This is a genomic window from Paenibacillus sp. FSL H8-0260 (assembly GCF_045040625.1).
In the GTDB taxonomy this organism is placed as follows: Bacteria; Bacillota; Bacilli; order Paenibacillales; family Paenibacillaceae; genus Paenibacillus_AQ; species Paenibacillus_AQ odorifer.
On sequence record NZ_CP150298.1, the window covers coordinates 6,270,961 to 6,291,564 of the forward strand.

Below are 20,604 nucleotides of genomic sequence, written 5' to 3' on the forward strand. Positions count from 1 at the left end.
GATTCTTCCGCAGGAAAATATCATACGATGACATTCTCTTTGGAATCATCTCACTAATAACATTTACTTGTTTGCACAAGTTGCTAAAAGATGTTCTAAAACGCAAATTCGTTTCGGTATCCAGTTTTCAAGGATCAAGTGTATAGACATAACAAATAGATGAAGTTTGTTGGTGGAGCCAAGCGGGATCGAACCGCTGACCTCCTGCTTGCAAGGCAGGCGCTCTCCCAGCTGAGCTATGGCCCCGCAAATTCCATCAAAACCGAACAAATGGATACACGTTAATTGGTTGTGGAAGTTAAACTTCCGATTTGAATGTCCTCATTGCAGAGAACGATTCTCCATAGAAAGGAGGTGATCCAGCCGCACCTTCCGATACGGCTACCTTGTTACGACTTCACCCCAATCATCTACCCCACCTTCGGCGGCTGGCTCCCTTGCGGGTTACCCCACCGACTTCGGGTGTTGTAAACTCTCGTGGTGTGACGGGCGGTGTGTACAAGACCCGGGAACGTATTCACCGCGGCATGCTGATCCGCGATTACTAGCAATTCCGACTTCATGCAGGCGAGTTGCAGCCTGCAATCCGAACTGAGACCGGCTTTGATGGGATTGGCTCCACCTCGCGGCTTCGCTTCCCGTTGTACCGGCCATTGTAGTACGTGTGTAGCCCAGGTCATAAGGGGCATGATGATTTGACGTCATCCCCACCTTCCTCCGGTTTGTCACCGGCAGTCACTCTAGAGTGCCCAGCTTAACCTGCTGGCAACTAAAGTTAAGGGTTGCGCTCGTTGCGGGACTTAACCCAACATCTCACGACACGAGCTGACGACAACCATGCACCACCTGTCTCCTCTGTCCCGAAGGCCGCCGCTATCTCTAGCAGATTCAGAGGGATGTCAAGACCTGGTAAGGTTCTTCGCGTTGCTTCGAATTAAACCACATACTCCACTGCTTGTGCGGGTCCCCGTCAATTCCTTTGAGTTTCAGTCTTGCGACCGTACTCCCCAGGCGGAGTGCTTACTGTGTTAACTTCGGCACCAAGGGTATCGAAACCCCTAACACCTAGCACTCATCGTTTACGGCGTGGACTACCAGGGTATCTAATCCTGTTTGCTCCCCACGCTTTCGCGCCTCAGCGTCAGTTACAGCCCAGAAAGTCGCCTTCGCCACTGGTGTTCCTCCACATATCTACGCATTTCACCGCTACACGTGGAATTCCACTTTCCTCTTCTGTACTCAAGCCACCCAGTTTCCAGTGCGACCTCAGGTTGAGCCCAAGGTTTAAACACCAGACTTAAATAGCCGCCTGCGCGCGCTTTACGCCCAATAATTCCGGACAACGCTTGCCCCCTACGTATTACCGCGGCTGCTGGCACGTAGTTAGCCGGGGCTTTCTTCTCAGGTACCGTCACTCCGGTAGCAGTTACTCTACCGGACGTTCTTCCCTGGCAACAGAGCTTTACGATCCGAAAACCTTCATCACTCACGCGGCGTTGCTCCGTCAGGCTTTCGCCCATTGCGGAAGATTCCCTACTGCTGCCTCCCGTAGGAGTCTGGGCCGTGTCTCAGTCCCAGTGTGGCCGTTCACCCTCTCAGGTCGGCTACGCATCGTCGCCTTGGTGGGCCGTTACCCCACCAACTAGCTAATGCGCCGCAGGCCCATCCCTCAGTGACAGATTGCTCCGTCTTTCATTCTTCTCTCAGGAGAAAAAAGAAATTATCCGGTATTAGCTACCGTTTCCGGTAGTTATCCCAGTCTGAAGGGCAGGTTGCCTACGTGTTACTCACCCGTCCGCCGCTAAGTCATTTTGAAAGCAAGCTTTCAAAATGACTCCGCTCGACTTGCATGTATTAGGCACGCCGCCAGCGTTCGTCCTGAGCCAGGATCAAACTCTCCAATTAGTATTGAAAAGAGCGATATGCTCATTTTGAAACTGACGATTCATTAATTGAATCCTTTTAAAAATTAACGTGTTCCATTTGTTCAGTTTTCAAAGAACTTGCTCCTAGCATTTCGACATTCAATGTCTCTTGCACAGGAATTAGAGTATATCATGTTTGTTTCTATCTTGTCAACTTATTTCTTCATCGCTTGTGTTTCGTATGTGCGATGCGTCGTAAGCACAAGAGATAATATACCATGCTGTCATTGAGTTTGCAAGCTTTTTTTGAAATAAAAAAATCATTCGTATAAATAACTTCAATACAACACAAATTGATACCATTCATCCATTATTTGTGGCTAAATAGAATTTATCGTATTCGCCAATCTTACCTTCTAACTATCAGTACAGAGAGGAGTCAAAATGAAAACCAAACCTACAGACGCTGCGTCCACGGTAGACAGCAAGGACAAGGAGCAGCGTAATCTGCAGCAGGCAACGATTTATAAAATTTTGTTAGCTGTCAGTTTTGTTCATTTATTTAATGATTCTATACAGGCAGTCATTCCAGCAATCTTCCCTATTCTCAAAGATAATCTACTGCTCTCTTTCGCCCAGATTGGATGGATCTCATTCGCTTTAAATATGACGTCATCCGTAATCCAACCCGTCATTGGATATGCTGCAGACCGTAAACCCCGTCCTATATTATTACCACTGGGTATGTGCAGCACATTTTTAGGTGTACTTCTATTGGCTTATGCCAATAGCTATTTTCTGGTCTTATTCTCGGTTATCCTGATCGGATTGGGTTCAGCCACCTTCCACCCAGAGGGTATGCGTGTTGCTCATATGGCGGCAGGTCAGCGAAAGGGATTGTCGCAATCTATTTTTCAAGTGGGCGGCAATGCTGGACAGTCCCTGGGTCCAATGCTTACGAAATGGGTGTTCATCCCCTTTGGCCAGATTGGTGCCCTAGGCTTCACGATCGTCGCGGCTGCCGGAATCGCTGTTCAGACCTATGTAGCTCGCTGGTATAGAGAAATGCTAGATGCCGGTTATACCTTTCATAAAAAATCAACAGCACGGGCAATCGACCCCGCCCGCCGAAAAAGTATACGAACAGCAACGATTATTCTTGTATTCCTAGTCTTTGTTAGGTCTTGGTATGGCGCTTCTATCGGCAGTTACTACGCCTTCTATCTAATGGACAAATATCAAATGACGCTGGATAAAGCCCAAATCTATATTTTTATGTATTTGGCTGCTGGCGCAGTGGGTACATTTTTTGGAGGTCCGCTGGCTGACCGTTTTGGACGGCGTAATCTCATCTTACTATCAATGGTAGGAACCGTTCCCTTTGCACTTGCTCTACCCTTTGTAGGTCCATTATGGGCGGCTGTATTGCTGCTGATTGGCGGTTTCATCCTTCTGTCCAGCTTCTCTGTTACCGTCATTTATGCTCAAATGCTATATCCGGGCAACATTGGCACAGTTTCAGGTCTGATCACGGGACTTGCTTTTGGACTCGGCGGGATCGGCTCATTAGTCCTCGGCAACCTCATTGATAGTATCGGGATTGCTAAAGTTTTCATCGCTTGCGGCTTCCTCCCGCTGCTTGGGTTTCTTGCCTTGCTGCTTCCTAGAGATGAGAAATTAGAAGAATGGGCGGCGCAATAACTTCTCAATGATCACTTAAGGCTTTACTCATTACTGTAGAAAATAGAGCGGCAGCCTTCCCGCTGCCTTCAGTCATGTAATTATCCTGATTCGTACGATCAAAACCCATCCATACCGCAGCTGTCCACTCCGAAGTATAGCCTACAAACCAAAGATCCCGATTAGCTTTCTTGCTCACGCCAGCCAAGTCCAATTGGGTCGTACCGGTCTTTCCCGCTACTGGTCTGTTCATCTGCGCTTTTTTCCCTGTTCCTTCATTAACAACATTGCGTAACATAGCCGTCATCGCTTCTGCGGTACGCGGCGAGATTACCTGACGTGATTCAGAGGGATGAGTATACAAGACCTTCCCTTTTGAATCCGTTATGGAGCGCACCATATGAGCCGCATTAAATTCTCCTCCACTAGCAAAGACACTGTAGGCCTGGGCCATTTTTAGTGGAGAAACCCCATTATGAAGCCCCCCCAAAGCTATTGATAAATGATTGTCCTCCTCCGTCAGTACAATTCCTAATTTGGCGGCAAATTGCCGCGCAGAAGAGATTCCAACCTGCTTCAATACCCATACGGCTGGTGCATTGATGGATTTTTGCAAAGCTGTGTTCATTGTGACCTGACCTTGGTATATACCGTTCAAGTTCTCAGGCTTGTAGCTGCCATAAGCAACTTTACGGTCGGACAGCATACTATTCGGGTTGAATTTCCCGCTCTCGAGTGCAGGTCCATAATCAATGATCGGCTTAAAGCTGGAACCCGGCTGACGTGCATCAATAATAGCTCTGTTCAAATTGCCCTCGTTTTGATCTCGCCCACCAATCAATGCCACTACTTCTCCTGTACGATGATCCATTATGGTCATAGCTGCTTCTACCTGCTGATCTTTTCCGTCAGGTGGAAATGAAGCCTCTTTGAGAACGGCCTGCTCAAGTGCCTGCTGTGCTTTGATGTTCAAACCTGTAACTATAGTGTAGCCGCCTGTACGAAGCTCCTCTACGGATTTCCCTGTGATCTGAGCCGCTTCCTTAAGGGCGGCATCCACATAGTACACTCCGGCAACCCCATTTTCGACCGCAGCTGGAGGCTGATATTGTTTACTCATAGCTTCCTGCATTTGCTCATACGTGATTAGTCGCTGATTGAACATCATCTTTAGCACTAGATTTCTTCTCGTTTTGGATAATGCACTATTGTCTACCGGGTTATAAATAGAGGGGCCTTTAGGGATTCCCGCCAGAGTGGCTATTTGCCAGATCTCCAATTTTTTCAGATCAGACACGCCGAAGTAACGCTTCGCTGCCGCTTTTACTCCATATTGTCCCCGCCCCATATAAATCTGATTGAGGTACAGCTGCAAAATCTCACGTTTCGTCAGTTGCTGCTCCAAGGCAAAAGCAATAGAGGTTTCATTTAACTTACGCAGCATATTCTTATCTCTGTTCAAATAAAGATTGCGAGCAAGCTGTTGAGTAATACTACTGCCACCTTCTGATAAACTCATGTCCAAGATATTTTTTAAGAAAGCGCGTGATATCCCTTTATAATCGACTCCTTGATGGCTATAAAAACGGCGGTCTTCTACTGTTAAAAAGGTATCTATTAATAAAGCCGGCATCTCCTCAAGCTCTGCTGTAAGCCTATAACCCGAGCTCGGTAGCGGAGTCATTCGTATAACTGTTCCATCTGAAGCTGTGATGAGGCTTGATTCTGGCAATTGCAGCCTATCCTCATGCCGGTTAAGTACAATCCCCCCATACTGGTATACATAGAACAAAATCAAAAGCGCCAATACCGTACTAATAACACTCACATCAAATAATAGGTACCCTACTCGCAATATCCGGGTGCGTGCATTCCATCTGCTCATGATTCGATAATCAGGTTCTCCAGGAACCGCTCCATACTTCGCACTTCATCATTCGCTGCTGCAAGAAGTGTATGTACTTCCGCCCCATCCTCTTCAACCTCACGGAGAGTGCGAAGTATCGCCCTAGTCCTTATTAATAAAGCTACTGCTGGTGTGTCTTCTATCCGTTTTGAGCTTGCACCTCTATCTGGAACTTCTATTCTTTGCATTCGATTGAGGTTAGCAGCAATTTCACCTATTTCTCCTCCAGAAAGAACCTTGATGTTCTGAGCGACTCCTTTGTCTGCCAGCTCCGAGGTTCCCACCACTAGCGAGCGCAAATCATCAGCTATTTTCTGTGAACGAAGAACATACAGCCCACCGAAGACTAGAATAAATAGAAGGATGGCACTAGGGGTTTGACCCATATGATTAATAACCCAATGGATAAGCCGGACAAAAAAGGCTCCTGATTGACCCGAATAATGAGAATACAGCAAAGCGACAGCCCGCTGGACAACAAAAAGAAAGGCAGCACTCAAAAGAGCGCAACCCATAAAAATATATAAATAGCTGATACGAACCGTCCGAAGTTTTGGCATGGTAGTTCCCTCCTTGTGCCACAAGGATAACTTCCAAATCTTAAGAACCCGCCAGAGTTTTCTTAAGATTCTATGAAGAATGGGAAACAGGTAATAAAATCCGTGCGAAGAGATGTACTTTCTACATAAATAACGCCATTGTGGCGTTCGATGATACTTTTGGCAATCGCAAGTCCAAGCCCTGAGCCGCCTGTATGCTGTGAACGCGACTTTTCTGCCCGATAGAATCGTTCAAAAATAAAAGGGATATCACTTTCCGCAATCCTCTCTCCGAAGTTGCTAATACGGACCACAGCATCATTTTCCTTTTTACTGAAACCTATCTCCAATTTCCCGCCGCTTCTGCCGTAACGGATCGCGTTAGTAATCAAATTTTCATAAGCACGTACTAATTCTTTAGGCGAAGCCTCTATCCATAACTCATCAGCAACGTCCTCGATTTCATAGATCATATCCGCCTTTGTTAGTTCAGGAACTGACTCCTCCGCCAGCTGCCGTATGAAAGCCTTCAAATCCAATCTCTGCATAACCAAAGGGTACTCTCCACTATTTACACGTGTGTAATCAAAAAGATCATCGATCAGTTTACGCAGCACCAGGGATTTGTTGTAGGCTATATCCACGTAATACCGGATTTCCGCTTCTTCCTGACATCGATCTTGTTCGATGTATTCCAGAAAGCCCAAGACAGAGGTGAGCGGGGTGCGTAAATCATGGGAAACACCTGTGATCAAGTCATTTTTTGCATTCACAGCTTTACGTTCCTCCTCTACGGAGTGCTGCAAACGCTCAGCCATTTCATTAATATTCTCAGCCAGCACACCCAGCTCATCCGTGGTTCTGACTTCAATTCTATGGGACATCCCGGAGCTTGTAATTTCTCGAATCCCTTTTGTGATCTCTTCCAGATACAGCACAACTTTACGTGTGTAGATAAAAAAGAATAATAAAAAGCTGATAATACCCGCTGCTGTCATTAGTGGCATAGAGCCAATATGATTAATAATCCAGCGCAGTATGCGTGAATAGGGAGCCGACTCTGAAGCCGGATTTAGATAGATCATAAAGTTGACGAGTTGGTACCCTGCCATGAGCAGCAAAGCGCCCGAAAGCACACTCAGCAAAAAAGCAAACATAAACTTCCAGCGAATCGTCGTTATATATTTAGAATTCAAGAAGCCTCACCTAATCCCTTCAGGAAGGTCCGTCTAATTTATAGCCAACTCCCCAGACGGTTTGTATATAACGTGGGCGTTTCGAATCGATTTCGATTTTGTCTCGGAGATTACGAATATGTACCATCACTGTGTTACCGCCATCTAAAAAGGGTTCATTCCATACCTTATTGTAAATTTGCTCCAAGCTAAGCACTTGACCTTGGTGTCTCGCTAAAAGCTCTAGAATAGAGAATTCCCGCGGAGTCAGTTTAATCTTCTGCTGGTCTACATACACCTCATGCTTAGACGTATCTATAGTCAGATCCTCAAAGCTTAGTTTGCTGTCGTTTCCTAACGTATTACTATCCTTATTAAATCCGTGATAACGGCGCAACTGTGATTTTACTCGTGCCACAATCTCCAAAGGATTAAACGGCTTGCCCACGTAGTCATCTGCCCCGAGGCTCAGGCCGGAGATCTTGTCCATATCTGTATTTTTGGCTGATAGTATGATAATTGGCATTTTCCGCTCTTCACGGATCTTCATACATGCAGCTAGCCCGTCCATTTTAGGCATCATGACATCAAGAATAATTAGATCAACTTCCTCTTTCTGCAGACATTCCAGCGCTTCCATTCCATCATAAGCCTTTAGCAGTCTATAGCCTTCATTACAGAGATAAATCGTTAACAGTTCTACAATTTCCTTCTCATCATCTACTAACAATATCGTTTCTCTCTTCACAGGAAGGTTTTCCTTTCAAATATAGTAATAAATATCTATAGCTATATATTAGCAGATCATCCGAATTTTTTTCTAAAAATGAAACGTTTAGTTGTAATCCACGCAAAAAAGGCCCCTGCTCCTCTCGTACTTAAACGAAATGGAACCGGGAACCTTTTGGAATCGAGTATAGTTTGTTACTTACATATCCAGCAAGCGAATTAGCTCATCTTCATCCTCAATGACTTGAATGCCTAACTGCTGCGCTTTGGCCAGCTTACTGCCAGCTTTTTCACCAGCGATAACTAAATCCGTCTTCTTGGACACACTTCCCGACACCTTTGCTCCGAGTGCTTCCAGACGTTCAGCTGCTTCATCGCGGGTAAGCTTTTGCAAGGAACCCGTCAATACGACCGTTTTGCCACTAAAGAAGGAATCGGTACTAATAGGACGTGGTGCCTCAGGAGCCTTTGCTTCCACACCCAACGCCCGCAAGCGGGAAACATTAGCTACTACAACTGGATCTGCGAAGAAGCTGACAATGCTCTCTGCGACAATCCCACCAATGTCTGGTAACTCAGCTAGCTCCTCGGCTTTGGCCTGCATCACAGCATCCAGATCGCGGAAATGATCAGCCAACATCTTTGTCGTTGCTTTACCTGTGTTAGGAATCCCTAACGCAAAGAGAAATGAAGCAAGATCTCTACCTTTGCTATCTTCTAAAGCTTGCAGCAAATTCTGTGCTTTTTTCTCACCAAAACGGTTCAGCTGTACAAGCTGCTCAAAGTTCAGTTCATACAGATCCGCAGAGTCATGTACATTAAGCTCATCATAGAGCTGACCCGCCGTCTTCTCACTGAATGTCTCGATATCCATCGCATCACGCGAAGCAAAGTGGGTGATCCGACTGATAATCTGCGGCCTGCAATTCAGTTTATTGTTACAGAAAAGATGTGCTCCGCGCATTTCTAACGGATATCCGCAAGCTGGACAATCCTCAGGGAAAATAATCTCTCCACCGTCATTCTCCTCTGTTACCTTACCGAGAATTTCTGGGATAACATCATTGGAACGGCGAATAAAGACCCGCGAACCTAAGGCAAATTTCAAGTTTTTGCGCTCAATATCACCCACATTATTCAGGGTGCAGTTCTGAACGGTAACTCCAGCAAGCTCTACAGCCTCAACCCGAGCCAGCGGAGTCACTTTACCTGTACGACCTACATTCCAGCTAACGGACTCCAGCACGGTCGTCGTTTCTTCGGCTTCAAATTTATAAGCTACTGCCCAACGCGGGAACTTGTCAGTGTATCCAAGCACCTCACGGATTCTGAAATCCGTGACCTTAATTACAGCCCCATCAATGAGGTAATCAAGACTCGAACGACTCTCCTCGATTCCAGCGAGCTGCTCAGTTACATCATCAAAATCATTGCAGTAGGTCAGGTATGGGTTCACTTTAAATTTGTTATTCCGCAGAAAATCCATCATTTCCTGATGGTCAGCGAACTCCGCGCCTTCTGCAAAGCCTACATTATAGAAAAAAGCGTTCAAACGGCGGTCCGCAGTAGTCTTCGGATTAAGATTACGCAGTGCACCTGCTGCTGCATTACGCGCATTCTTCAGCGGCTCTGCAGCCCGTGTATTATAATCAGCCAGCACAGACAGATTCATAATCCCTTCACCCTGAACCTCAATGACCCCATCCTTGAAAGGAATCGTCAATGGAACGGATTTGATGGTCTTCACCTGTGCAAGTATTCCTTCGCCAACTACGCCATTGCCACGCGTTGATGCCTGTTCGAGAACACCATTACGATAGGTTAAATTCAGCGTCAAGCCATCGAACTTCAGTTCTACTGCATAACAAGGATCAGGAAGAGGGGTGTCTGGATTCTTGAGATTGTATTCATTCACTAACCGGAGCACCCGGGTATTCCAGCTGCGCAGCTGTTCAATATTCTGTGCTTTATCCAGACTCCAAAGCGGTGCCAGATGCCGATGCGGCGTGAAGCCCTTAAGCAGCTCTCCACCTACACGTTGTGTAGGCGAATCCGGTAGTACGAAGCCACTCTCAGCCTCCAGTGCTACAAGCTTGTCGTATAAAATATCGTATTCCTTATCGCTGACTAGCGGTGCATCCAGCGTGTAGTAGTGGTAATTATAGTTATTTAATTCCGCAACAAGCTCTTCCATCACATGCATAGCATCCATGCAGGTACATCCCTCCGTCAATAAGTTTCCTAAAGTTAGCGTGGTCTAAATATCCGTTCGTTAATCGTTGTCTGCTATTATTCCACTTTGGTAATCGGCGCAAACCCCGCAAGCAGGCGTTTCACACCCACCGGTGCCGGAAAAGCAATCTGCAGCTCCGTGTCATTCCCGCTGCCTTTAACAGATACAACGGTGCCCGTGCCCCATTTGCCGTGGGAGACCTTGTCACCCGCCTTGTAATCGCCAGCTGCAGCAGCCCCTGCTCCGGTAGCACGCTGTGCGCCTCCGGAGGTCACGGTCACGCTGCTCTTGCTTGCCGCCGCTGACGCCGTGCTTCCGCCGCCTGCCGGCGTAGCTCCGGCGGCGCCACCCCGGCCGCCAAAGTTCCCACGGCCACCGCTGCCGAAGCCGCGTCCGCCGTAAGCACCGCCTGCCTCCGCGCCTCCGCGCTGGAAGCGGTCTTGAGTCTTAACGGTATCTTCCTTCAGTTCCTCCGGAATCTCCTCTAAGAAGCGGGACGGCTGGTTCGCCGTCGTCCGGCCAAAGAGCGTACGCATCCGCGCACAAGAGAGAAACAGTTGTTTCTCCGCGCGGGTGATCCCCACATACGCAAGCCGGCGTTCCTCCTCCAGCTCGTCGTTGTCCTGGAAGGCACGGCTGTGTGGGAACACGCCTTCTTCCATTCCGACGATAAATACCGTCGGGAACTCCAGACCTTTGGCGCTGTGCATCGTCATTAACACAACCGCATCACTACGATCCTCTTCGTCATCGTTCACACTATCGATATCTGCGATAAGTGCAAGATCCGTGAGGAAGGAGACCAGCGACTTGTCTTCGTTGTTCTTTTCAAACTCCATCGTCACCGATAAGAACTCATCGATATTCTCTAGCCTCGAGCGTGATTCGAGTGTGTTTTCATTTTGCAGCTCCAAACGGTACTGCGACATTTCCAGTATTTTTTCCGTCAATTCGGTTACAGACAAGAACTCCACCATACGGTGCAGAGCTTCAATCATATCGTAGAACTCTACTAGCATATTCCGCGTCCGTCCAGCAAAGCCCAAATCATCGACCGTTTGCAGTACTCGGAAAATAGAAACACCACGTTCACCAGCAGCAGCTGCCAGCTTGCCAACCGTTGTATCCCCTAATCCACGCTTAGGAACATTAATAATACGCGTCAGGCTGATATCATCATCAGGGTTAGACAGTAAACGTAGATACGCCAGCAGATCCTTGATTTCTTTACGATCATAGAACTTGATCCCGCCAACGATTTGATATGGAATATCTGATTTGATCAAAATTTCCTCTATTACCCGTGACTGAGCATTCGTCCGATACAGAATCGCGTGATTCTGGTAAGCTTGACCTTGCTTCACATTTTTGCTGATTTCTCCGGTTACAAAATACCCTTCGTCATGCTCGGAATCCGCCCGGTACACCTTAATCTTGGCGCCTTCCTCGGAATCGGTCCACAGCTTTTTCGGTTTACGGCCACTATTAAGCGCGATTACCCCATTGGCTGCATTCAGGATATTAGCGGTTGAACGGTAATTCTGTTCTAGCAGAATCGTCTTCGCTTCCGGATAATCCTCTTCAAAATTAAGAATATTCGTAATATCCGCACCACGCCAGCGATAGATCGACTGGTCACTATCCCCTACCACGCAAATGCGGTGGTGGCTGTCTGCCAGCATGCGGCACAACATGTATTGTGCTCTGTTCGTATCCTGATACTCATCCACATGGATGTATTTGAACTTCTTTTGGTAAAAATCCAGAACCTCGGGAACTTCCTTAAATAATTCGATAGTCTTCATAATCAAATCATCAAAATCAAGCGAGTTATTGCTTCTCAAACGCCGTTGGTACATTTTATAAACCTTGGCAACTAAACCTTCGAAATAATCACCGACTTTTTGCTCATACTGCGCCGGAGTAATCAGTTCATTCTTAGATGCGCTAATTATTGCTTGTACAGCTTTCGGTTCGAATTTTTTCGTATCAATATTCAGTTCCTTCATGCAATTACGAATGACTGATAACTGGTCTGTAGAGTCCAGAATCGAGAAGTTGGAAGTAAATCCAATGCGCTCAATATCCTTCCGCAAGATCCGAACACACATGGAGTGAAAGGTGGATACCCAAATATCTCTTCCCTCAGGTCCAACGAGCTTAGATACACGTTCCTGCATTTCCCTCGCAGCTTTATTCGTAAATGTAATCGCCAAAATCGCCCAAGGCGGCGCCTTTCGATTAGCAATCAGCCAGGCAATTCTGTGAGTCAGCACTCTCGTCTTCCCACTGCCCGCACCAGCCATAATCAAAAGGGGTCCTTCAGTAGTTTCGACAGCCTGCCTTTGTGGAGGATTCAATCGGCTGACCGCGTCTTGTATGTTAATAAGTTGCATGTGTAACATGCTCCTTTCTAAAAATAAAATTACAAATCATAAGTAGTCCATAAGCTAATCGCTACTCGAACTGCTCTTGTACCGTCTTTTTGACAGCTAATACCGTACGAATTGCCTGCTCTACATCCCGATAAATAATATTGCCGACAACTACTGTATCACATAGAGCTGCTGCCTGCTCGGCCTCTGCCTCACAAGTAATGCCGCCTCCATAAAATAGTTGGGCTTGCTCCACCATCTCACGCACTATACGTACTGTCTCCATATCCCCAAATCTACCACTATATTCAAGATAGACTATTGGCAGTGACATCAGCTTGTCCGCAACCTGGGCATATGCAGCCGCCTCTTCAGCATTAATGGTTGTCTCGGCCCCTGTAATCCGCGCAACTGAAGAATCACTGTTCAAAACGACGTAACCTTCCGTTAGCAGCTGATCCCATGGGATCATAAATCCATAACGCTCTATAGCTCGACGATGATGGCCTACAATCCAAGCTGGATCAGGTGTATTTAGCACCATAGGAATCATATAAAGATCAAATCCGGGTACAGCAGCTTCAAGTTCGGATACCTCAAGTGCACAGGGCAGCTCAAAACGTCTTACTCTTGATAAGAGATCTACTGTATTCTCATAAGTAACTCCTGTAGAGCCTCCTATCAATATGGCATCCGTGCCGGACAAGCAAACGGCTTCCAAATCCTCATCTGAAATCATACGATCTGGGTCCAACTTAAACACATGCCGCCAAGGTTTGATCATTTGCTGTACTGATTTCATGGGAATCATCCTTAATTGTCATTTGGGCAAGACAAAACACTCCTGCCGCCGCAAAAGATATAGATCTAGTCTATGCCAGCACAGGAGGTGTGTCAATTTAAAGCGAACAAAAATACGAACATTTTTTCGCATGTAAATTTGAGGTCCCCGCAAAGTACCTGAATACGCATCTGAGGAAAGCACCACTTTACGGGGATATATTAGTTGTAATGAGTGGAGATAGATTTCAACGTATACTTCTGAGGTTATTCAAATCATTTTCAGGCACAAAATCACTATAAAATCCGTCTACACCCATACGAGATAGCTCTCTAATCTCATCCTCTTCATCCACTGTATGAACGTATACACGAGCTCCGATATTTTTTAACTGTTTGACAAAACTCTTGGTGGCCCGGCTAACTGGCATCGTAATATCCACACCTGTTTTTTTAACAAACTCAATAACTTGTTCATCCGTATCCTTAGATTGGTACAGGGTGTAAAGCACTTCTGGAAAAGAATACACCTTATTGATCTCATCAAGCATCGGCTGATTGTAGATCTGTGGAACTATCCGCTCCAACAACGCTGGATCCCGACGCTGCGCCGCTTCGGTCAGCAATGTAAATTGCTTCTCTATAAGTTCCGGTTGGATTTCTTTGGTATCCGTAACGATATAAGCATCTGGATAATTCTGCATTAGATCAAGCACCTTCTCAATATCAAGCGGAGAGTATATATTCAGGATGGGGCTGTCCATAAATTCCTCGTAATCTAGTGCCACACCCTGTTTATTAGCAGGGAGAACCTCCAACTGACCTAAAAGCTTGCTCATATTACCTGTCCATTCATGCCGAGCAACCAACTTATCATCCTTCGATAACAAAAAATCAACTTCAAATACGCGAGTTCCCCGTTCATAGTTAGCGACAAAGGCCTCCCAAGCATTGGTATACGTGTAGCCGTTAATTCCCCCCATGGCATGTGCAACGATTCTGTGCGTTTCAAAACCGCTCGCGGGTTGTTGCTCTTCCTCTTTGTTCAACGTTATTACAAGAATTATTATTAGTGCGACAATCATTACTACGGTTGCAATAATCTTTTTCTTATTCATAGTTGTGAGTTTCCTTTGCAAAGTTTAGATTAGAAAATTAATACCCCGCTCTGCCAGTGGCAAAACGGGGTATTATTAAAATTTCACAAATCTAAATAAGTGCAGGTCTCAATATGCGTTTTTGTTAACGAAGCCGTTGCGAATCGTTTTGAAAATAATTCGAATATCGAACAGTAAGGACCAGTTCTCGATATAGAAAATATCGTGCTTAATCCGTTCCTCAATTGAAGTGTCCCCGCGCAGCCCATTGCTCTGTGCCCAGCCCGTAATTCCTGGACGCACATGGTGCTTCACCATATACTTCGGAATTTCATCACGGAATTGTTCTACATAAAATGGTCGTTCTGGCCGTGGGCCAACTACACTCATATGACCGAGTAATACATTAAAAAATTGCGGAAGCTCATCCAGACTTGTCTTACGGATAAAGGTTCCAAATCGAGTTCTACGAGGATCTTCCCGCGTACTCCAACCTGTATCCTCTTCCCCGTCCTGCTGCAGCTTCATTGAACGAAACTTATACATCATAAAATTACGCCGATTAAGTCCCACCCGTTCCTGCCGGAATATGATCGGTCCCGGTGAGGTAAGACGTACGCCGAGAGCTACGATCAGCATCACGGGAGATATCATAATAATAGCGAATAGAGAGAACACGATATCAAACAAACGTTTTGCCATCTTATTCCCCGTCATATCCAGTGGAATATCACGAACATTAATCATTGGCATACCTGCAAAGTTATCAAAGTAAGGACGCGCCGGTAAATAATCAAAGAAATCCGGAATAATCAATGTGCGTACCCCTGCTTTTTCACAGGCCGCAATAATCGAAGGATATTTAGAATGCGCATCGAGCGGCAAAGCAAGAATAACCTCGTCCACAGGCAGCATCTCCAGCATTCCGGATAACTGATCGACCGTTCCCAGGATCGGTTTATACCGTTGCTCCTCAATCCCATCCCAAGTATGGTAATCGTCTAAAAAGCCAATGGCTTCATATCCAAGCTCAGGATATTGTTCCAAATTGTTGTAGAATCTTTTGCCGAGTGTACCAGCGCCGATGATAAGCACGAATTGGCGGTTGAAGCCCTTTTCTCGAAAAGATTTAAGCATCTTCTTCAACACATAACGGTAAAGCATAATGGAAAGAACATTAAATCCCATATAAATAGCCAGATATGTACGGGAGATATCAATTTCTTTCACGAAAAACATTAGACCGAGCAGGATGAAGATGCTCATGATATGCACTTGAAAAATCTTAATAAACTCATCGACAAAACGTTTCTTACGCTTAGGCAAATAAAGCGATAAAAGGATACCGATTAAGACAGCTACTACGCCATAAATCATACTCCAATAAGCGTAAGACTCTACAGGCAGCGTGTTATAAGATTCCATCCATCCGCTCTTGAACTTGATCCACCAAGCCGCTAAAAAGGACAGTTGGATGACAAGAAAGTCAGCAACCATATAGAGCTGTGTCAAAAATTTCTGATTCCGCCGAATCATAATCTCACCTCAGTATTCTTATCGTTACGAGCGCCTGTTTCCGTAGCAGAGCTAAGACTCTGTGCAGGTGATGGAACTGCTTTAGGAAAGATTAGGGCATTCCGCAAGAGGGACAGGGCAAACTTCACACCAACACCAGCATATACTGTTCCATTTATAATACTGTTGTACTTCCTGCTATAATGCTTACGGTGAAATAATATCATTGCCCGGTGAAATTCATAGACGATCTTAAACGGTCTACGTCTGGCACTGCCGCCTTTGAGATGTACGATGGAGGTCTTCGGATAATAATAAATCTCCCAACCAGCTTCTTTAATACGATAGCACCAGTCTAAATCCTCACCGTACATAAAAAACTCTTCATCTAAGCCGCCTACCTGATCAATCATCTCCCGCCGCAGCAGCATAAACGCACCCACCAGACAATCTATCGGGTAATCAAGATCAGGGTCCAGATAACCTAACTGGTAACCGTTAAACTTCGGTCGATCCGGAAACAACTTACTGAAACCAAAAGCATAATAGAAGGAAGCTGACGGTGTAGGAAATCCTCGCTTACACGCTTTATCCAGCGACCCATCTGGCAATATAATCTTACATCCTGACGCCCCAACATCGGGACGACCATCCATAAAGGAGATCATCGTCTCCAGCGTATCCCTGCGTACCACCGTATCTGAATTGAGCAATAGTACATACCGTCCGGATGAAGCTTCCATCCCCTGATTATTTGCACGGGCAAAACCGACATTGTCGTTATTTGCGATCAACATGACACTTGGAAACTCTCTACCAATCATCTCTACCGAATCATCATGGGAATTGTTGTCTATCAAAATAATCTCATAGGAATAGTTCGTTTCTGAGTCATATACCGACCTGATACAGTCCATCGTCAGGCGACACGTGTTGTAATTGACAATAAGTATGCTTACATCTACATTCACTGCGTAACGCTCCTGACAAATATAGTAATCTACCGACAATTATTATAACATAAAACCTCCCTGAGATGAGATGACCTTTCAGGGAGGTTTTTCCAGATACTGTTTGATTTACGTGTTCTTTCGCTCTTTTACGATGGTCTGTATATATTTTCGTTTCTTTTTTAACGCTGGGAGCTGAGTGAAAAAGGATTTCCACACTACGATTAACTTTGGCTCTCTCAGAAGCATATAACCATGCGCGGCAATTTCATAGGGAAGGGAAATCAAAATTGTCTTCAGCATAGTTCGAGCCGATTCATTCTTGTAGATCATTTTGTAGCGATTAATGTAAGATATTCGCCGGATGAACATTGGTTTGGTACTACGGCCAGACGTTTTCCACCCACGTTCATGATACCCAATTGCCTCAGCATCATAATACCCCTGCCAGCCAAATAGCTGTGCTCTCCAAGCCACATCCACATCTTCCTTATATGCAAAAAAATCTGCATCAAAAAACTCCCCATCAACACTAACGTCTTCAATCATCCGTCGAGAATACATCGCCGCCGCCCCAGATACACCAAATACTGTACCCGACTGTTTCCATAGTTCTGCTGGCTCCCCCGCACCACGGTCAAACGCACGACGTGCCTTGTTCATCTGAAGACCAGTGCTATCCACTGATCCGTGATCAGCCTTTAGCAAAAGCATACCTGTGGCGCTGCCGATCTGTGGATTATTCTCCATCTGTGTGATTAGTCTGGAGATATAGTCTGGAGCGAGCGTCAAATCCGGATTAAGGACTAGTATGTAATCTGTTTCTGTAGCAGCTACAGCTTGGTTATGAGCTGGGGCGAAGCCTGTGTTTTTTTGATTTTGGATAAGTAGAAGGCTCGTGGGCGCTTCCTTGTTAGCTTGTGAATTGATAGTATCGACCATGTTAAAGAAAGTGTTCACTTTCTCTGCACAATCGTCCGAAGACGCATTGTCCACAACAACAATTTTCTCAATAGGATAATCCTGTGCCATTACTGCCTCTAAGCAATCTATAATATCATCCGCACTGTTGTAGGTGACGATATGTACACTAACTGTTTTGTTATTCATGAGTATCCTCGACTTTGTAATTTCTTATTAACTACCTACTTCCTTCTTATTATAACGAAAGAACACAAAAAACTCCCGCATCGGTATAAACGATATGGGAGTTTCAATTGGTATTGTTCTATTCTTTTAACTCTAAGAGGAAATCTCTCAAGCCTTCACGCCAAGGTCGAATGTCCTCAAAACCATTCGTACGTATGGACAGATGCTCCATCACCGAATTCCGAGGACGTGGTGCAGGTCTTGGAAACTGTTCCGTGGCACACGGTTCAAGCGCAGCAGTGAATTTAAAACCCAAAATATCCTCAGCCTCAGCAAAGATCGCCTGTGTAAATTCAAACCAGGTACAAGAGTCGCTATTTGACGCATGGTATACACCATACTTCTCAGTTTGAACAAGCTCAAGCAAGAATCGAGCTAAATCGACTGTATAAGTAGGCGAACCTTTTTGGTCATCAACAACTTGAAGCATTGGCTTTTCTTGACCAAGCTTTAGCATTGTTTTGACAAAGTTATTCCCGTATTTGCCGTACACCCATGATGTTCGTACGATGAAATACTTAGAGGTGAGGGATTGAACGAGTACCTCACCCGCACGTTTCGATTTGCCGTATATACTCTTAGGGTCTGTATTATCATATTCATGGTAAGGCTGTGCTCCCATACCATCAAACACATAATCCGTGCTAATATACACCAGCTTAGCCCCAGTTTTTTCAGAAGCTAGCGCTACATTTCGGCTGCCCGTAGCATTAATTAAATAAGCTGCATCAATATCACTTTCTGCCGCATCTACTGCCGTATGAGCAGCACAGTGAATAACCGCATCCGGTCCAAACCCGCCAATAACTTGGATACACTGATCCAGATCAGTAATATCCATCTCCTGACGATCGCAAGCCAACACTTCGTGACCTTGATGCTGGAGCAGTAAAACTACGTCCTGACCTAGTTGTCCGGCCGCACCTGTAACAAGTACCTTCATAGCTAGTTTACCTCCGTATCAAAATTACAATGAGTCGCCTAAACGATCACCATATTGCTGTTCAGCATATTTTTGGTATTCCCCAGATTGAATACGGGTCCACCACTCGCGGTTATTGAGATACCATTGTATAGTTTCTTTAATACCTGTTTCAAACGTATGTTTCGGCTTCCATCCCAGTTCATTCATAATCTTAGTTGGATCGATACCATAACGGCGATCATGACCTGGACGGTCTTGGACATAAGTAATCAAAGAATCGGGCTTGCCTAGTTCCTGCAACACCGTGTTTACAATATGCACATTCGTACGTTCATTATTACCACCAATGTTGTAGACTTCGCCGTTCACACCCTTGTGAATAACCAGATCAATCGCGCTGCAATGATCCTCAACATACAACCAATCGCGGATATTCATTCCATCGCCATAAACAGGCAACGCTTGATCAGCAAGTGCACGGGAAATCATCAGCGGAATAAGCTTTTCCGGGAATTGGTACGGGCCATAATTGTTTGAGCAGCGGGTAATATTCACTGGCAGTCCAAACGTTTCGTGATATGCACGTACTAGTAAGTCTCCGCCTGCTTTACTTGCTGAGTATGGACTATTAGGAGCTAAAGGAGTTTCTTCGGTGAATAATCCAGTCGCTCCCAGTGATCCATATACCTCATCCGTAGATACTTGAACAAATTTAGTGATACTGTATTTTTTCGCCGCATCCAAAAGCACTTGTGTTCCAAGTACGTTCGTCTTCACAAACACTTCCGGCTCTAAAATACTCCGATCCACATGCGATTCAGCCGCGAAATTAACAACGACATCGACACCCTGGCTAATCAGTTCATCCATCGCAGTAACATCAGTAATATCAGCCTTTACAAAAGTGTAATTAGGATGGTTCTCAATTGCTTTCAGATTCTCTAGATTGCCTGCATACGTCAACGCATCTACATTAACGATTTCGTAATCAGGGTGTTGTTGCAGCATATACAGCACAAAGTTGCTGCCGATAAACCCAGCTCCGCCGGTAACTAGCAGTTTCATTTATAGCCCACCTTTTGTTCTTGAGATTATATTTAAGTTTTTGCTTTCCACTTTTAATCAAAGTTTATTTCCGCATCTTTCAGTAATGGATGACGTTGATCCTTATCCGACAATACCGGACTAGAAATCGGCCAATCAATACCTAAGGCTGGATCATTCCATAATATGCCGCGATCATTTTCAGGGGAATAATATTCGTCCACCTTATATAATACTTGGGTGTTAGGTACCAACGTACAGAAACCATGTGCGAAGCCTATAGGCACCAGTAGTTGACGTTTATTATATTCGCTAAGAATTACTCCGACCCATTGACCAAATGTAGGGGAATTACGACGGATATCTACGATAACATCGTAAATCACACCGGATAAGACGCGGATTAACTTTGTTTGCGCTTTAGGGGTCAACTGGTAGTGCAGCCCACGTAACACCCCAACCTCTGCGGAGAGGGATTGATTGTCTTGAACGAAATTGTAAGTTATACCGAGTTTATGCATTATCTCTTCGTTGTAGCTTTCCATAAAAAAACCCCGGTTGTCGCCATGAACTACAGGTTCTAGTATACTAGCGCCTTGTAGTTGTAGAGGTGTAACTTTCATATTGCAAAGCTCCTTCACA

The 20,604-nt window shown here is 45.4% G+C and carries 15 protein-coding genes, 1 tRNA gene and 1 rRNA gene; 1 reads left to right on the plus strand and 16 read right to left on the minus strand.

Going from position 1 to position 20,604, the window contains the following annotated elements; all coding sequences use genetic code 11:
* Nucleotides 1-170: 170 nt before the first annotated feature.
* Together MHI51_RS28000 and MHI51_RS28005 are read right to left on the minus strand one after the other, a co-directional pair.
* Nucleotides 171-246: transfer RNA gene (locus MHI51_RS28000), tRNA-Ala, on the minus strand.
* 101 nt (nt 247-347) lie between these two features.
* Nucleotides 348-1,905 (minus strand): 16S ribosomal RNA (locus MHI51_RS28005).
* 404 nt (nt 1,906-2,309) lie between these two features.
* Here MHI51_RS28005 and MHI51_RS28010 point away from each other — a divergent pair.
* A complete protein-coding gene (locus MHI51_RS28010; RefSeq protein ID WP_076220734.1) occupies nt 2,310-3,566 on the plus strand; it encodes an MFS transporter in 1,257 nt (418 codons plus the stop codon).
* A 4-nt stretch (nt 3,567-3,570) separates the two neighbouring features.
* Here the strand turns inward: MHI51_RS28010 and MHI51_RS28015 are convergent, their stop codons facing one another.
* The 14 genes from MHI51_RS28015 to rfbC all read right to left on the minus strand — a co-directional run bounded on the left by MHI51_RS28015 (nt 3,571) and on the right by rfbC (nt 20,585).
* A complete protein-coding gene (locus tag MHI51_RS28015; protein WP_342410232.1) occupies nt 3,571-5,373 on the minus strand; it encodes a PBP1A family penicillin-binding protein in 1,803 nt (600 codons plus the stop codon).
* Between the two features lie 53 nt (nt 5,374-5,426).
* Nucleotides 5,427-6,011, minus strand: coding sequence for a HAMP domain-containing protein (locus MHI51_RS28020; RefSeq protein WP_076276863.1), 585 nt, complete (start codon nt 6,009-6,011; stop codon nt 5,427-5,429).
* Between the two features lie 62 nt (nt 6,012-6,073).
* Nucleotides 6,074-7,186, minus strand: a complete 1,113-nt coding sequence (locus MHI51_RS28025) for a sensor histidine kinase (protein ID WP_405173410.1) — start codon at nt 7,184-7,186, stop codon at nt 6,074-6,076.
* A 19-nt stretch (nt 7,187-7,205) separates the two neighbouring features.
* Complete coding sequence (locus tag MHI51_RS28030; protein WP_036678667.1) at nt 7,206-7,913, minus strand: response regulator transcription factor; 708 nt, start codon at nt 7,911-7,913, stop codon at nt 7,206-7,208.
* Nucleotides 7,914-8,093: 180 nt separating this feature from the next.
* Complete coding sequence (ligA, locus tag MHI51_RS28035; protein ID WP_076276864.1) at nt 8,094-10,106, minus strand: NAD-dependent DNA ligase LigA; 2,013 nt, start codon at nt 10,104-10,106, stop codon at nt 8,094-8,096.
* Nucleotides 10,107-10,183: 77 nt separating this feature from the next.
* Nucleotides 10,184-12,523: a DNA helicase PcrA gene (gene pcrA / locus MHI51_RS28040; protein WP_076276865.1), complete on the minus strand. Its 2,340-nt coding sequence runs from the start codon at nt 12,521-12,523 to the stop codon at nt 10,184-10,186.
* Between the two features lie 61 nt (nt 12,524-12,584).
* Complete coding sequence (locus MHI51_RS28045; RefSeq protein ID WP_139332125.1) at nt 12,585-13,304, minus strand: heptaprenylglyceryl phosphate synthase; 720 nt, start codon at nt 13,302-13,304, stop codon at nt 12,585-12,587.
* A 226-nt stretch (nt 13,305-13,530) separates the two neighbouring features.
* Complete coding sequence (locus tag MHI51_RS28050; protein ID WP_076276866.1) at nt 13,531-14,400, minus strand: phosphatidylinositol-specific phospholipase C/glycerophosphodiester phosphodiesterase family protein; 870 nt, start codon at nt 14,398-14,400, stop codon at nt 13,531-13,533.
* A gap of 108 nt (nt 14,401-14,508) precedes the next feature.
* Nucleotides 14,509-15,915, minus strand: coding sequence for an undecaprenyl-phosphate glucose phosphotransferase (locus tag MHI51_RS28055; protein WP_076276867.1), 1,407 nt, complete (start codon nt 15,913-15,915; stop codon nt 14,509-14,511).
* A complete protein-coding gene (locus MHI51_RS28060; protein WP_370511643.1) occupies nt 15,912-16,811 on the minus strand; it encodes a glycosyltransferase family 2 protein in 900 nt (299 codons plus the stop codon). The genes MHI51_RS28055 and MHI51_RS28060 overlap by 4 nt, the downstream gene beginning before the upstream one ends.
* Nucleotides 16,812-16,973: 162 nt before the next feature.
* Complete coding sequence (locus MHI51_RS28065; RefSeq protein WP_076276869.1) at nt 16,974-17,954, minus strand: glycosyltransferase family 2 protein; 981 nt, start codon at nt 17,952-17,954, stop codon at nt 16,974-16,976.
* Nucleotides 17,955-18,072: 118 nt separating this feature from the next.
* Nucleotides 18,073-18,936, minus strand: a complete 864-nt coding sequence (rfbD, locus tag MHI51_RS28070; RefSeq protein WP_076276870.1) for a dTDP-4-dehydrorhamnose reductase — start codon at nt 18,934-18,936, stop codon at nt 18,073-18,075.
* Between the two features lie 24 nt (nt 18,937-18,960).
* A complete protein-coding gene (gene rfbB, locus MHI51_RS28075; RefSeq protein WP_076276871.1) occupies nt 18,961-19,983 on the minus strand; it encodes a dTDP-glucose 4,6-dehydratase in 1,023 nt (340 codons plus the stop codon).
* A gap of 53 nt (nt 19,984-20,036) precedes the next feature.
* Complete coding sequence (gene rfbC, locus MHI51_RS28080; protein ID WP_076220601.1) at nt 20,037-20,585, minus strand: dTDP-4-dehydrorhamnose 3,5-epimerase; 549 nt, start codon at nt 20,583-20,585, stop codon at nt 20,037-20,039.
* Between the last annotated feature and the right edge of the window lie 19 nt (nt 20,586-20,604).

What these genes read in the sequence shown, in the direction of transcription:
- MHI51_RS28065 (WP_076276869.1), bottom strand. Translation starts at nt 17,954, where the DNA reads ATGAATAACAAAACAGTTAGTGTACATATCGTCACCTACAACAGTGCG.
- MHI51_RS28060 (WP_370511643.1), bottom strand. Translation starts at nt 16,811, where the DNA reads ATGGACTGTATCAGGTCGGTATATGACTCAGAAACGAACTATTCCTAT.
- MHI51_RS28010 (WP_076220734.1), top strand. Translation starts at nt 2,310, where the DNA reads ATGAAAACCAAACCTACAGACGCTGCGTCCACGGTAGACAGCAAGGAC.
- MHI51_RS28055 (WP_076276867.1), bottom strand. Translation starts at nt 15,915, where the DNA reads ATGATTCGGCGGAATCAGAAATTTTTGACACAGCTCTATATGGTTGCT.
- rfbD (WP_076276870.1), bottom strand. Translation starts at nt 18,936, where the DNA reads ATGAAGGTACTTGTTACAGGTGCGGCCGGACAACTAGGTCAGGACGTA.
- MHI51_RS28020 (WP_076276863.1), bottom strand. Translation starts at nt 6,011, where the DNA reads ATGCCAAAACTTCGGACGGTTCGTATCAGCTATTTATATATTTTTATG.
- ligA (WP_076276864.1), bottom strand. Translation starts at nt 10,106, where the DNA reads ATGGATGCTATGCATGTGATGGAAGAGCTTGTTGCGGAATTAAATAAC.
- rfbB (WP_076276871.1), bottom strand. Translation starts at nt 19,983, where the DNA reads ATGAAACTGCTAGTTACCGGCGGAGCTGGGTTTATCGGCAGCAACTTT.
- pcrA (WP_076276865.1), bottom strand. Translation starts at nt 12,523, where the DNA reads ATGCAACTTATTAACATACAAGACGCGGTCAGCCGATTGAATCCTCCA.
- MHI51_RS28045 (WP_139332125.1), bottom strand. Translation starts at nt 13,304, where the DNA reads ATGAAATCAGTACAGCAAATGATCAAACCTTGGCGGCATGTGTTTAAG.
- MHI51_RS28050 (WP_076276866.1), bottom strand. Translation starts at nt 14,400, where the DNA reads ATGAATAAGAAAAAGATTATTGCAACCGTAGTAATGATTGTCGCACTA.
- rfbC (WP_076220601.1), bottom strand. Translation starts at nt 20,585, where the DNA reads ATGAAAGTTACACCTCTACAACTACAAGGCGCTAGTATACTAGAACCT.